Origin of the sequence: Streptomyces sp. NPDC052042 (genome assembly GCF_044548345.1) — a bacterium.
Classification (GTDB): Bacteria; Actinomycetota; Actinomycetes; order Streptomycetales; family Streptomycetaceae; genus Streptomyces.
Genome location: NZ_JBIUBU010000035.1, coordinates 14,764 through 27,444 on the forward strand (window position 1 = coordinate 14,764; position 12,681 = coordinate 27,444).

Here is a 12,681-nt window from a genome sequence, read left to right on the forward strand (position 1 = left end):
GATGCGCCCCTGCCGGTCGGAAGTGGTCGTGTGGGGAACGAAGGACGGGGCAGCCCTCAGACGGCGGGCAGCAGTCCCTCGACCGCGTCGGCGGCGGCCGCCGCGCCGCCGGCCGCCCGGATCTCGGCCCGCATCCACCGCAGCCGGTCCCGGAGCCCGGAATCGGCCAGCACCCTGCGGACGGTGTCCTTCAGGCTCTCGGCCGTCAGATCGGAGGTGAGGAGTTGGGCGCCGAGGCCGAGTTCGGTGATCCGCCGCGCCGTGGCCCGAGGCTCGGGCATGACCGGTACCGCCACGACCGGGACCTCGTACGAGAAGACCTCCATGGACGTGCTCATCCCGCCGTGGTTCACCACCAGGGACGCGCGCGGCAGCACGTCGTTGTACGGGACGAAGTCGCGGACTTCCACATTGGCGGGCAGCGAGCCCAGTTCCGGTGCGCTCAGGCCGCCGCCGAGCACGAGGACGACGTGCCAGGGCTCGTCGCGGAACGCCTCCACGCAGGTGCGGAAGAAGTGCGGCCGGGCGTTGTAGAGCGTGCCCAGGCTCACCATGATCAGCGGCCGGTCGTCGCCCGGCGCACGCCACGTGCCGTGCAGCGCGACGCCCGGCGGGCACGGGCCGACGAAGTGGTGCTGGTCGTCGAAGGTCTCGCCCGCGTACTGGAAGCTGCGCGGCATGTAGAGCAGGGCCGGCCCGCCGTGCAGGACCCCGGTGAAGGCGGTGAGGCCGGCCTTGGCCCCCTCGTCGTGCAGCAGCCCCTCGATACGGGCGAGAAGGTCCTGGAGCGCGGGATCGTCGGGCGGTCCGGCCGTGTCGACGGCGGGGTGCAGCGACCAGTGCTCGTTGGTGGCGTAGGTCGGGGTGCTGCGGATGACCGGGATGTCCCAGCGGTCCGCGAGCAGCCGCCCCGTCCAGTGCGAGGAGGGATCGTTCACGATCACATCCGGCCGGTCATCGGCGAAGACCGCCTCCAGCACCGGCAGCGTCTGCCGCGTCATGTCCAGCAGCCACTCCAGTACCCGGGTGAACTCGTCCTGGTCCGTGTAGGCGTCGGAGTCCTGCTGCGGCACCATCTGGGCGAGGAACCGCTCCCTGTCCATCGGGTAGGTGACGACCTCGGCCCCGACGAGGCGGGCCCGCTCGGCGAGATCCTCGGACAGCGCGTACGTCACCCGGTGCCCTCGGGCCACCAACTCCTCGGCCACCCCCAGCGTCGGATTCACATGACCGGCGGCCGGCAGGATGAAGAATGCGATGTGAGCCATGTGAGAAACCCCGGCAATTGTCGGCAGTGGCTGGGCGCCGGAATCTAAGGCGCGAGTACGGGGAGAACAAGACCGAGGTGACATAGTTCGGCGAATCCCGGCCGCATCGACCGTCATGTGACAGAGTCCCGCTGAGTCGGTGGTTCGCCCGCCCGGCCCCGGAGACAATCTCGGAATCACCGCCGTGGATTTCTTGGAACAGCGTCCGGGAACTGGAGGGTTTCGGTGTCCGACAACAAAACGGATGAGCCACTCGCCGTGGTGGGGGCCGGTGTCATGGGCACAGCCATCGCGGCCCTCGCCGTCGGCCACGGACATCCGGTGACACTGATCGACAGCTCACCGCAGGCGCGCGACGGCGCCCCTGACCGGGTCCGGCTGCATCTGCGCACCGCACAGATGATGGGCACGCTGCCCGACGGCCGACCCACGGGGCGGCTCACCCTGGCCAGCACACCCGACGCCGCGGCGGAGGCGTCCTCGGTGATCGAGGCGGTCACCGAGGACCCGAAGGAGAAGGCGGCGGTGCTGGCCGACCTGGCCGCCGCGACGAGCCCCGGCACCCTGCTGGTCAGCAACACCTCCGGTGTCCCCATCGATGAACTGGCCGGCGCCGTGCCGCGTCCCGAGGACCTGGTCGGGGTCCACTTCATGAACCCGGCCTACCTCATCAGGACCGTCGAGGTGATCCTCGGACCGCGCACCGGCGACGGCGCGGCGACGGCCGTGCACACACTCCTGGCCGGTCTCGGCCGCCGGGGGATCGTCGTCGGCGACGGCCCCGGTTTCGTCACCAGCCGGCTGCTGCACCGGATGATCAACGATGCGATCGAAGTGGTACGGGAAGGCCGTGCCACCCCCGAGACGGTGGACGCGCTGATGCGCGACTGCATCGGCCACCGCACCGGGCCGCTCGCCACCGCCGACCTGATCGGCCTGGACAATCTCGCCGACTCGTTGCGGGTGCTCCACGACCGGACGGGTGACACGGCCTTCCGCCCGAGCGAACTCCTGCTGGCCAAGGTCCGGCAGGGCCAACTCGGACGCAAGAGCGGCCGGGGGTTCTACGATTACGAGGAGGCCATACGATGACCGCGCCCTCCGGCAGGACGGATGCTGTCCACGCCGCCGGCCCGGTGCCGAGCGACGAGGACGTCGCCGCCGGGCTGCTCGACTTCCTGGCGGAGCGCACCCGGACCCGCTGGGAGCCCGACCAGGACCTGTTCGCCGTCGGCGGCATGTCGTCCCTGTTCGCCATGCAGCTCGTCGTCCACCTGGAGCAGACCCACGGGATCACCGTCAGCGGCGCCGATCTGATGCTCGACAATTTCCGCACGGTCGACGCCATGGTGCGGCTCGTGCGCAGGCTGCGCGCCCCCGCGGGCGGCGGCATGGACGGTACCGGATCCGCCGATGAGTGACGGGACTGCCGCAAAGGACGCCCGCCCGGCCCGGGAAGCCGCGGGGACGGCGGAAGCCGGGGAGGCCGAGGACCTGTTCACCGAGTTGGTCGGCGACAGCGCCGCCGACTGGGACCGCACAGGCGAGATCCCGCGGGACATCCTGCGCACGCTCGGCTCCCGGGGCGTGCTCTGCGCGCAGGCGCCCGTCGCACACGGCGGGCTCGGCTACTCCAGCAGGCGCAACGGGGAACTCACCGCCCATGTGGGCTCCCTGTGCAGCTCACTGCGCAGCGTCATGACCTCCCAGGGCATGGCCGCCTGGACGCTCCACCGCCTCGGCGACGCCGGGCAGCACGCGGCTTTCGTCCCCCGGCTCACGGGCGGGGAACTGGCCGCGGTGGCCTTCAGCGAGGCGGCCGCGGGCAGTGACCTGTCCGCCTTGGGCACCCGTCTCACCCGGGACGGCGACGAGATCGTCGTCGACGGCGCCAAGGTCTGGACGACCAACGCGGCCTACGCCGACCTGCTCGTGGTGTTCGGCCGTACCGAGGACGGCGTGGGGGCCGTCGTGGTGCCCGCGTCCGCCCCCGGCGTGCGGATCGAGCGGATCACCGACCCGCACGGTTGCCGGGCCGCTGGACACGCGAACATCCGGCTGGAAGAGGTACGGGTGCCGGCCGACTCCCTGCTGCGGGGCACGGACCGCACCTCCGCGCTGCTCGTCACCACGGCACTGAGCTACGGGCGGATGTCCGTGGCATGGGGCTGCGTGGGCATCCTGCGCAGCTGCCTGTCCGCCGCCGTACGGCACGCCGTCGACCGCGAGCAGTTCGGCACCCGGCTGGCAGACCATCAGCTCGTCGCCCGGCACCTCGCCGAACTGCTGATCTCCGAGCAGAACGCGGCCAGGGCCTGTGAGCACGCCAGCGACCTGTGGGACCGGGGGAGCCCCGACCTGGTGACCGCGGCCGTCCTGGCCAAGCACGTCGCTGCCACCGGCGCCGCCGCGGGCTCGGCACGGGCGGTGCAGGTGCTGGCCTCCGCCGGGGCCCATGACGGCCATGCGGTGGCGCGGGCCCATCGCGACGCCAAGCTCATGGAGATCATCGAGGGAAGCAACGAGATCTGCGAACTCATCCTGGCGCAGCACGCGGTGGCCACCGCACGATGACGCCCGGCCGCGCCCGGTCGGGGCACCCGGGCGCGCCCGGACACCACGCGAGGGGATACGAAGGGAACAGCATGCGCCGCGACGACGCCACCTCGACCACCACCACGCCCACGGTGAAGTGCCTGGTCTGGGATCTCGACAACACCCTGTGGCAGGGCACGCTGCTGGAGGACGGCGAGGTCCGGATCCGGCCGGGCCTGCGCGAAACAATCGCCGAACTCGACACACGCGGCATCCTCCAATCCGTGGCCAGCAAGAACGACCACGATCACGCCTGGGAAAAGCTCGAACAGCTCGGCATCGCCGAGTACTTCGTACTTCCGAGGATCGGATGGGGGCCCAAGTCGGCGTCGGTCCGCGACATCGCCGACCGGCTCAACTTCGCGATGAACACCATGGCGTTCATCGACGACCAGCCGGTCGAGCGGGCCGAGGTCACCCACGTCCTGCCCGAGGTCCGCGTTTACGACGCCGAGCACGCCCCCGACCTCACGGCCCGGCCCGAGTTCACCCCTGCCACGGTCACCGTCGACTCACGTCGTCGGCGGTCGATGTACCAGGCGTCGTTCCGACGCGACGCCCAGCGGGCCGAGTTCACCGGACCGGACGCGGACTTCCTGCGGTCGCTGGACATCAGGATGCGGATCGACCGCGCCACCCCGCAGCAACTGTCCCGGGTCGAGGAACTCACCCTGCGCACCAGCCAGATGAACGCCACCGGCGTGCACTACTCGGAGGACGACCTGCGGGCGCTGATCGACGACCCCGGGCACGAGGTGCTCGTCGTCACCCTCACCGACCGCTTCGGCCCCTACGGCGCGGTCGGCGTCGTCCTGCTCCAGCGCTGTCCCGGCACGTGGCGGATCAAACTGCTCGCCACTTCCTGCCGGGTGGTGTCTCTCGGCGCCGGTGCGGCGATCCTGCGCTGGCTGACTGACCAGGCGTACCGCGGACAGGTCCATCTGAACGCCGACTTCCGCGCCACCGAACGCAACCGGATGATGGAAGTGGCCTACCGCTTCGCCGGCTTCACCGATGACTCCTGCCCCTGTCAGAACGCCCTGGAGCGCACCGGCGGCATCAGCCCGCTGCATCTCGTGCCGGCCCTCCAGCCCGCCGCTGACACCCTCCATCTGGAGGCCCCCGATCTGGGGCGCCCCTGAGGGACCTCCGCGGCGTCGCGCCACCCGGCCCGCCCACCCGCCGCCACTGCCGAGTGCCTCGAAAGGACCCCGATGATCGTCACCGCGTGCCGTATCTGCGACAACAGGGAACTGCTTTCCGTACTGGACCTGGGAGAACAGGCGCTCACCGGGGTGTTCCCGGCAAGCCGGGACGAGGTCGTCCCCTCGGTTCCCCTGGAGCTGGTCGCGTGCTCGCCCGCCGGCTGCGGTCTGGTGCAGCTCCGGCACACCCCGGACCCCGGGCTGATGTACGGGGAGGGATACGGCTACCGGTCCGGCATCCGGCCTTTCATGATCAACCACCTGCGCGGCAAGGTCGCGACCGTCCGCGAGCTGGTCGACCTCGGACCCGGTGATCTGGTCGTCGACATCGGCAGCAACGACGCGACGCTGCTGCGCGGTTACCCGGCGGACGGCCCGCAGTTGGTGGGCATCGACCCGACCGGCGGGAAGTTCCGCGAGCTGTACCCGCCGAACGCCGAGCTGATCGCCGACTACTTCTCCCGCGAAACCTTCGTGAACCGCTTCGGCGCACGGCGTGCGAAGGCCGTCACCTCGATCGCGATGTTCTACGACCTGCCGGACCCGATGGGCTTCATGCGGGACGTGCGCGACATCCTCACCGAGGACGGGGTCTGGTTGCTGGAACAGAGCTACCTGCCCGCCATGCTGGAGGCCGACGCCTACGACGTCGTGTGCCACGAACACCTTGAGTACTACGCGCTGCGGCAGATCGAGTGGATGGCGGAGCGCGTCGGCCTGACCGTGATCCGGGCCGAACTCACCGACGTCTACGGCGGAAGCCTCTGTGCGGTCCTGGCCAGGACCGGGTCCCGCCACCGCCGGGACGAGGCGGGCCTGGCCCGGATCCGCGCCCTGGAGACGAAGCTCCGGCTGGACACGATGGCGCCCTTCGAGGGGTTCGCCCGCCGCGTCCACGACCAGCGGGACACCCTGCGAGAGTTCCTGGCCGACTCGCGGGAGGCGGGCCGGCTCACCCTGGGATACGGCGCCTCCACCAAGGGGAACGTGATCCTGCAGTACTGCGGAATCACCGAGACGGACCTGCCCTGCATCGGCGAGGTCAGCGCGGAGAAGGCGGGCCGCTTCACGCCGGGCACGGGTATTCCCATCGTCTCGGAGGAGGACGCCAAGGCCCAGAAGCCCGACCAATTGCTGGTCCTGCCGTGGATCTACCGGGACGGCTTCGTCGAGCGCGAGCAGCGGTTCCTTGAGGGCGGCGGCAAGCTGGTCTTCCCACTGCCGAGGCTCGCGGCCGTATGACGCGGAGTGCGGCACACTCCGTGCCGCACCACCGCCTTCGGGAGCGAGACCACGCCGCCCGGCGCGCGCCGCCGGACGGGGACGGCCCGACGAACGGCGCCGCAGCGGCTCGTCCGCTGCGGCGCCGACTCGTTCCCGGTCTCCTCGCCCCGCCGTCTCCGGGCGGCCGGGCTCAGGCGATCCACGCCTCCGGTGCCTCCCGCCCATTGCCCACGGGCGGGAAGATGGCGTCCAGCGCGGCGAGTTCGGCGTCACCGAGGACCAGGTCGAGCGCGCGCAGCGCCGAGTCCAGTTGCTCCGTGGTACGGGGCCCGATCACCGCGCCGCTGATTCCCGGCCGGGACAGCACCCAGGACAGGCCGACCTCGGCGGGATCCTCACCGATCCGCTCGCAGAAACGCTCGTACGCCTCGACCGCGGGCCGCACCTCCGGCAGCAGCTGTTGGGCACGTCCCTGCGCCGACTTCACCGCCGTACCCGCCGCGAGCTTCCGCAGGACCCCGCTGAGCAGGCCACCGTGCAGCGGGGACCAGGCGAACACGCCGAGGCCGTAGGCGCGGGCGGCGGGCAGCAGCTCCAGGTCGGCATGGCGGACAGCCAGGTTGTAGAGGCACTGCTCGGCCACGAGCCCGAAGGACTGTCGGCGCATCGCGCACTCCTGCGCGGCGGTGATGTTCCAGCCGGCGAAGTTCGACGAGCCCACGTAGCGGACCTTACCCGAGGTCACCAGCTGGTCCATCGCCTGCCAGATCTCGTCCCACGGGGCGCAGCGGTCCACCCGGTGCATCTGGTAGAGGTCGATGTGGTCCAGCTTCATCCGCCGCAGCGACTGCTCACAGGACGAGATGATGTGCCGGGCCGACAGGCCGCTGTCGTTGACCCGTCCGCTCATCTCCTCGCCCACCTTGGTGGCGATCACGATGTCCTCACGCGGTACGCCGCTCCTGGCCAGCCACCGGCCCACGAGCTCCTCGGTGTGCCCCTTGTGGATGCGCCAGCCGTAGATGTCGGCGGTGTCCACGCAGTTGATGCCCCGGTCGAGGGCCTCGTCCATGAGGCGTATGGCAACGGAGTCGGGGACCCGGCCGCTGAAGTTCACCGTACCCAGCCAGAGTCGGCTCACCAGCGTCGCGCTGCGTCCCAGCCGGGTGTACCGTCCTTGCTCGCGATTCTCGCTCACTGCTGGGTCCCGTCCTTCGCTCGTGCTCTTGTGAGCATTGCTGTCACCAGGTCGTCCAGCCCCTTGCGCAGTGGTACGCGGGGGCGCCAGCCCGTCACCGCGCGAAAGGCGGACGGGTCGCAGAGCGGGCTGGAGAAGTCGCCCGCCTCGGCGTAGTCCGGAGGTGCCACGGAGACGACCGGGACCGGTGCCCGTCCGGTGTGCTCCGCCACGAGACGGGCCACGGCGGAGAAGACGTCGCCGAGCTGTGCCATGGTGCCGGTGCCGATGTTCCACGGCCCGCCGTCGCGCAGGGCGTCCACGTGCGGGAGCGCGGCGACGAAGGCCCGGGCCGCGTCGTGCACATGGAGGAAGTCGCGCTCGACCGAGCCGTTGTGCCACATCGTGAGGGGATCACCGTCGATCGCCTGCCGGGTCATCGCGGTGAGCACGCCCCGTCCGGCCGAGCCGGACGGCTCGCTTAGGCCGAAGACAGTGGTGAGCCGCAGTACCGCACCGCGGACCGTCCCCTCGGAGATGGCCCGAGCCAGCACCCGCTCGGCGGCGATCTTCTGCTGTGCGTACGGCCCCGGTCGGGCACCCTCGGCCGCGCCCGCCTGGAGCGTGCTGGCGAAGACCACGGCCGGCGGCGTTCCCGTGCCGCCGCCCAGCGCCCCGACGATGTTCCGCATGAGGGCGGCGGCCACGTCCTTTGATCCCTCGTCGGCCGACCGCCACGACTGTGCTCCACCGATCTCGGCGGCGAGGTGGATCACCGCGTCCGCGCCGTCCACGGCGTCGGCGACCGCGGCCGGCCGGGTCAGATCCGCCCGGCACACCGTGATGTCCGCCGCGCGAGCCGCATCGGTGGCGGCTGCCGTGTCCCGTAGCACCGGTCCGGTGCCGCGCGTCACCGCTCGCAGCCGTACCGGAAGGCGGGCGAGTTCGCCGACCACGGCGGATCCGATGTATCCGGACGCGCCGAGCACCGTGATCAACGGTCCGTGTGCGGCACCCGACCGGTTGAGCGACTCGAGACTCGTTCTCATCACGCACCTCCTGCCGTGCGAGCGGCCGTCGGCAGGCGTTCGAACAGGGCGACGGCGGCCGACGGCGCGGGCATCAGCGCCACGTCCTCGGCGAGCCGGGTCGCCGCCTTGGTGTACGCGGGGTTTCCCAGCAGTTCGGCGCAGCCCGCGGATACAGTCCCCGGCGTCGCCCGCGAGGGCGGGACGAGCACGGCGACGCCCGCCGCGGACAGGGCCTCGGCGTTGTCGAACTGATCGTCCAGGTGCGGCATGACCACCTGCGGCCGGCCCGCGGCGACAGCGGTGAGCGCCGTTCCCTGACCGCCGTGCGTCACCACCGCGTCGCAGGTCGGCAGCACGTCGGCCAGCGGCAGTCGGCCCGCGTGCCGTACCGCGGAGGGGAGCCGCGGCCAGCGTGCGGCGATGTCGTCGTCCACGGCGATCAGCAACTCGGCGTCCAGACCGGCTAGTTCGTCGACCAGGTCCATCATGTAGCCGGGTGTGCCGGTCGCCCCGTACCGGGGGAGGAGGGTTCCGAGCGTCACACAGATCCGGGGTCTGCCGCGCCGCTCGAACAGCCAGTCCGGCAAGGCCGCGTCACCGTGGGCGGCGACATGCCGGACACCGTGATGGTCCGCGGCGTGGGCCCGGCGCAGACATGTCGGCCACGGGTCGAGGATCCGGACCGGCTCCGGTAGTCCGCAGATGCCGAGCCGTTCCAGCTCCGGGGCGAGTTCCATGGCGGCCGCATAGCGGTACTCGCGCAGGTCGGAGACCGACCAGTGGTGTTGCACCCAGGGAATGCCGAGGGCGGTCGCGGTCAGTGGTCCGGCGAACTCGGCGCGTTCGCTGACGATCAGGTCGGGGCGCCAGGACCGTGCGAGCTTCCCGACCCCCGCCAGGCTTCCGCTCGCCATGCGCGCCAGCGCGCGGCCGTGCACATAGCGCTGTCCGATCATGCCGTCCGGCAGCGGCGGCGGCTCGCCGTCGACCAGGTCGGTGAACTCGGCCGCCGGGCCGCACGCCGCGGCGGGCAGCCCGGACCGCAGGGCGGCGGGCACGAAGTTCTCCCGGGTCGTCACGAGTACGTCGTGGCCGGCTGCCCGCAGTGCCCAGGCCAGGGGGACAAGAGGGAACAGATGACCGGCCAGGGGCGCGGTGGTGAACAGGACCCGCATGTGTGTCTCCAGTGTCCGGCGTCAGCGAACGGCGTGAGAACGGTGCTGTCGGTAACGGGGGGTCACGGGCGGAGTGTGCCAGGAGACTCCGCCCGGCGCAGGGGCAACCTGACGGACCAGCCGTGACCTTCGACGAACGACGGCAGACCGCCAGATCGGCTCCGGGCGCGGCCGCACGGACAGCGCCGGATGCGCCTCGGCCGTGTGGGGCTCCTCCTCCGCGGGCGCCGGCCTCCCGGGCAACCTCTCCCCGTGACCGGAGAAGGAGACTCTTCCCGCGAGATTCCGGAGTGGCTGAGTGGGAGTGCCCCGTGCGGCGCTGCGCCGTCCGGGTCGCACGGCATACCGGAATCGTGATGCGTCGTCAGGGGCCGGGGTGGAGGCCCGTCGGCCATGATGGGGCGATCATGGACGGCTTGAGGGGTAACGGAAGGACGCATCGATGGGCGATGACCACGGCCGGGCGGCCGCCGCGGTGTTCGACGCGCTGGGAGCGGAGTACGAGCGGGCGTTCGCCGGATCACCGGCCCGCCACGCCTCGCTCCGGCGCCTGATGGATGAACTCCCGCCGCATGGAAGGGTCCTGGACGTCGGCAGCGGCACGGGGCGGCCGACCGCGTGGACCCTGGCAGAGGCCGGGCACACCGTCCTGGGGGTCGACGTCTCCCGGGTCATGGTGGAACTGGCTGTGCGTCAGGTGCCGAATGCCTCGTTCGTCTGCGCCGACATTCGTGAACTCGACCTGGAAGAAGGAGGCTTCGATGCGGTCTGTGCCTACTTCTCGCTGTTGCAGATGCCCCGCGACGACCAGGCGAGGATGTTGCGGAGGTTCGGGCGGCTTCTGGCGCCGGGAGGAGTCCTGGTCGTTGGGACGGTGCCGCTGGATGTCGAGGACGCCTCCGTCGTCTTCATGGGCCAGGAGATGAGGGTGTCCAGCTTCGATGCCGCGTCCTTCACCGAGACGGTCACGGCGGCCGGTTTCACGGTCCTGTGGGAGCGCGGCGACCTGTTCACCCCGGCTCACGGGGCGGCGGTGCCGGAGCCGGAACTGTTCCTGCTCTGCCGCCGCGCCTGACCGGGGCGTCCGACCCGGGGCGGTGCCGCGTCAGCGCTCGCGCGTCCGCCGGGTCCTCGCGCGCAGCCGTACGCGGGCGGCCGCCCGCCGACGGCCGTCGAGTGGACCCCGCCGTCCGCGCAGCGCCCGGACGCCGCAGCCACGCCACTGCGCGGGCGAGAGGGGAACGGCCTGACCGCCCCTGGTGGCCAGGGCGTTGACCGGCGTCAGCGGGTCCGCGGCCATGGACTTGGCCAGCAGTACGCCGATGACCAGCGGGGCCAGGGACACGGCCAGGGCCGTACCGGTCGAGGCCATGTGCCGGAGACGGGGGCGGTGCGGTGCGTCGGGAACCATGACCGCCATTCGACCAGCCGCGCTTCGGTGCGGGATCGGACGACGTACTCAGTCCGGCCGTCTCTCGTACTCAGGCCCGGGTACGTCGGGCTGCCCGCCGGACGGCCACGTCCGGTGGGCAGCCCGATGGTGTCTACGCGGTGGTGCCCGGGCCGGAGTCCCTCGTGGAGACTGCCTTGATGCCCTTGGTGATGTCGTCCATGACGGAGAGCGCGGGCGCCTCGGGACCGATGTCGAACCCGGAACGGACGACGATCATCATGTCCTTGTCGCGGGGAGACGGGAAGGCCAGCGACTGCACGTACCCGTCGTCGCCGTTCTTCGTCACCACCTTCCAGCGCACCAGGTAGCCCTGACGGCCCGCGACCGTGACCGGTCCGGACTTCAGTTCCCGGTGCGAGGTGATGCCGCCGTAGACCTTCTCACCGTACGACTCCGAGGCGTTGGCGGAGATGTCCTGCGTCGCCGTGGCCTTCGCCGTCGTCGTGTCGAGCCTCAGTGCCTTCGCCGGTGCGGAGAACACCCCGCCCCGCACGCACTGCTCGGAGGTGTCGCCCGGACAGGGGTACTCACCGGTCGTCACGTGTGCCTCCGACATGCCCGACCGGCCCGTCCAGCCCTGCGGCACCGGAATGCTGATGCCGCTGACCAGGTCCGTGGCGTAGCCGTCCTCGGTCCGCGGCCGCTCCCGCCCGGGTGTCCGGTCCTCGCCGCCCCCGTTCTCCCGGCCGCGGCCTCCGTGCGCGCCGTCCGACCCTTCGGACGGCGCCGGGGCCGCGCCGCGCCCGGCGCGCGAGCCGCCGAAGTCGTCCACGAGGACGGCGAGACCGCCCCCCACGGCGGCGAGGGCCACCACACCCGCGATGACACCGCTCGCGATACGGATCCGGCGCCGCCGGATCGTGGCGGGTGGCACACGGAGATGGTCGGTCCACCGGGTACCGTCCCACCAGCGTTCGTGAAGGGGGCCGATTCCTGTATGCCCGGGGTCGGGATGCCAGCCGGGCGGGCTCGTCTGGGTCACGCGGCCCACCGTAGAACGATTGCCTGAGAATCAGATGAATTCGGTGAAGTGGTGGGTGCCCGACGAGCACCATCGGGGCGCTTCCCGGCGGCGGGACGCTTCGCCGGTGACGGGCGCTCCCCTGTGGGAGGGCCGACCCTGGACGAGCGGCCGGCGGTACGGATCGAGCGGGACGGGGCCGTGAGCGCCGTCATCCTCCGCCGTCCGAGGCGTGCAATGCGGTGGACGGCCCGACCGCCGCGCAACCGGCCGACGCCTTCCGGGAGTTCGAAGCCGACCCGGGTGCGGCCGTCGCCGTGCTCCGAGGCGAGGGCGGCGCGTTCCGCGCCGGTGACGGTCTGAGGGCCGTCGGCACCGCGCGCGGCGACCGGGTGCGGGCGGAGGGCGACGGGGCCGCTGAAACCACCGGGGCGACCCGGGCCGGGGTCGTGGAGGGGGCGAGCGGTCGTTGGGGCGTGATCCGGCCGGAGCTCCCGTACGGTACGGCGGCGGTCCTCGCGCAATGACCGAGCCGACCGTGCGACTCTTTGGTCCGACCATACGTTATATGTGACATAGTTGAAGAAGAGTG

Annotated in this window: 12 protein-coding genes and 1 pseudogene; 7 read left to right on the top strand and 6 right to left on the bottom strand. The window is 71.6% G+C overall.

Translation table 11 applies throughout. The features are described 5' to 3' along the window. Positions 1-56 precede the first annotated feature (56 nt). On the bottom strand, positions 57-1,268 hold the full coding sequence (locus ACIHCL_RS33340) for a macrolide family glycosyltransferase (protein ID WP_399867916.1): 1,212 nt from the start codon (positions 1,266-1,268) through the stop codon (positions 57-59). A gap of 225 nt (positions 1,269-1,493) precedes the next feature. Between ACIHCL_RS33340 and ACIHCL_RS33345 the strand changes: the two genes are divergently transcribed. From ACIHCL_RS33345 to ACIHCL_RS33365, 5 genes are all read left to right on the top strand, one after another. Then, on the top strand, positions 1,494-2,360 hold the full coding sequence (locus ACIHCL_RS33345; RefSeq protein ID WP_399867918.1) for a 3-hydroxyacyl-CoA dehydrogenase family protein: 867 nt from the start codon (positions 1,494-1,496) through the stop codon (positions 2,358-2,360). Then, complete coding sequence (locus ACIHCL_RS33350; RefSeq protein ID WP_399867920.1) at positions 2,357-2,689, top strand: acyl carrier protein; 333 nt, start codon at positions 2,357-2,359, stop codon at positions 2,687-2,689. The genes ACIHCL_RS33345 and ACIHCL_RS33350 overlap by 4 nt, the downstream gene beginning before the upstream one ends. After that, entirely contained in the window at positions 2,682-3,842 is a 1,161-nt protein-coding gene (locus ACIHCL_RS33355) for an acyl-CoA dehydrogenase family protein (protein ID WP_399867922.1), read from the top strand. The genes ACIHCL_RS33350 and ACIHCL_RS33355 overlap by 8 nt, the downstream gene beginning before the upstream one ends. 71 nt (positions 3,843-3,913) lie before the next feature. Further along, positions 3,914-5,005 (top strand): HAD-IIIC family phosphatase, encoded by a 1,092-nt coding sequence (locus ACIHCL_RS33360; RefSeq protein WP_399867923.1) that lies wholly within the window; start codon positions 3,914-3,916, stop codon positions 5,003-5,005. A gap of 72 nt (positions 5,006-5,077) precedes the next feature. Then, on the top strand, positions 5,078-6,310 hold the full coding sequence (locus ACIHCL_RS33365; protein ID WP_399867925.1) for a class I SAM-dependent methyltransferase: 1,233 nt from the start codon (positions 5,078-5,080) through the stop codon (positions 6,308-6,310). A gap of 172 nt (positions 6,311-6,482) precedes the next feature. On the opposite strand, the gene ACIHCL_RS33370 is transcribed toward ACIHCL_RS33365, so the two are convergent. The 3 genes from ACIHCL_RS33370 to ACIHCL_RS33380 are packed head-to-tail and all read right to left on the bottom strand — an operon-like array spanning position 6,483 to position 9,675. After that, positions 6,483-7,490 (bottom strand): aldo/keto reductase, encoded by a 1,008-nt coding sequence (locus tag ACIHCL_RS33370; protein ID WP_399867927.1) that lies wholly within the window; start codon positions 7,488-7,490, stop codon positions 6,483-6,485. Next, positions 7,487-8,518 carry an NAD-dependent epimerase/dehydratase family protein gene (locus ACIHCL_RS33375; protein ID WP_399867929.1) on the bottom strand — a complete coding sequence of 344 codons (1,032 nt, stop codon included), beginning with the start codon at positions 8,516-8,518 and terminating at the stop codon, positions 7,487-7,489. Before ACIHCL_RS33375 ends, ACIHCL_RS33370 begins: the two co-directional genes overlap by 4 nt. Further along, complete coding sequence (locus ACIHCL_RS33380) at positions 8,518-9,675, bottom strand: nucleotide disphospho-sugar-binding domain-containing protein (RefSeq protein ID WP_399867931.1); 1,158 nt, start codon at positions 9,673-9,675, stop codon at positions 8,518-8,520. Before ACIHCL_RS33380 ends, ACIHCL_RS33375 begins: the two co-directional genes overlap by 1 nt. Before the next feature lie 442 nt (positions 9,676-10,117). Here ACIHCL_RS33380 and ACIHCL_RS33385 point away from each other — a divergent pair, with 442 nt between their 5' ends. Then, positions 10,118-10,750, top strand: a complete 633-nt coding sequence (locus tag ACIHCL_RS33385; protein ID WP_399867933.1) for a class I SAM-dependent methyltransferase — start codon at positions 10,118-10,120, stop codon at positions 10,748-10,750. Positions 10,751-10,780: 30 nt separating this feature from the next. Here the strand turns inward: ACIHCL_RS33385 and ACIHCL_RS33390 are convergent, their stop codons facing one another. Then, positions 10,781-11,086 (bottom strand): hypothetical protein, encoded by a 306-nt coding sequence (locus ACIHCL_RS33390; protein ID WP_399867935.1) that lies wholly within the window; start codon positions 11,084-11,086, stop codon positions 10,781-10,783. A 133-nt stretch (positions 11,087-11,219) separates the two neighbouring features. Next, positions 11,220-12,110, bottom strand: coding sequence for a DUF2510 domain-containing protein (locus tag ACIHCL_RS33395; protein ID WP_399867937.1), 891 nt, complete (start codon positions 12,108-12,110; stop codon positions 11,220-11,222). 138 nt (positions 12,111-12,248) lie between these two features. Here ACIHCL_RS33395 and ACIHCL_RS33400 point away from each other — a divergent pair. After that, positions 12,249-12,502 (top strand): annotated as a pseudogene (locus ACIHCL_RS33400) (enoyl-CoA hydratase-related protein); the annotation flags it as partial. Positions 12,503-12,681: the final 179 nt, after the last annotated feature.

Bases quoted from the DNA above. Each gene is read 5' to 3' on its own strand.
- ACIHCL_RS33380 (WP_399867931.1), bottom strand. From the start codon at position 9,675: ATGCGGGTCCTGTTCACCACCGCGCCCCTGGCCGGTCATCTGTTCCCT.
- ACIHCL_RS33385 (WP_399867933.1), top strand. From the start codon at position 10,118: ATGGGCGATGACCACGGCCGGGCGGCCGCCGCGGTGTTCGACGCGCTG.
- ACIHCL_RS33390 (WP_399867935.1), bottom strand. From the start codon at position 11,086: ATGGTTCCCGACGCACCGCACCGCCCCCGTCTCCGGCACATGGCCTCG.
- ACIHCL_RS33375 (WP_399867929.1), bottom strand. From the start codon at position 8,518: ATGAGAACGAGTCTCGAGTCGCTCAACCGGTCGGGTGCCGCACACGGA.
- ACIHCL_RS33365 (WP_399867925.1), top strand. From the start codon at position 5,078: ATGATCGTCACCGCGTGCCGTATCTGCGACAACAGGGAACTGCTTTCC.
- ACIHCL_RS33350 (WP_399867920.1), top strand. From the start codon at position 2,357: ATGACCGCGCCCTCCGGCAGGACGGATGCTGTCCACGCCGCCGGCCCG.
- ACIHCL_RS33360 (WP_399867923.1), top strand. From the start codon at position 3,914: ATGCGCCGCGACGACGCCACCTCGACCACCACCACGCCCACGGTGAAG.
- ACIHCL_RS33355 (WP_399867922.1), top strand. From the start codon at position 2,682: ATGAGTGACGGGACTGCCGCAAAGGACGCCCGCCCGGCCCGGGAAGCC.
- ACIHCL_RS33340 (WP_399867916.1), bottom strand. From the start codon at position 1,268: ATGGCTCACATCGCATTCTTCATCCTGCCGGCCGCCGGTCATGTGAAT.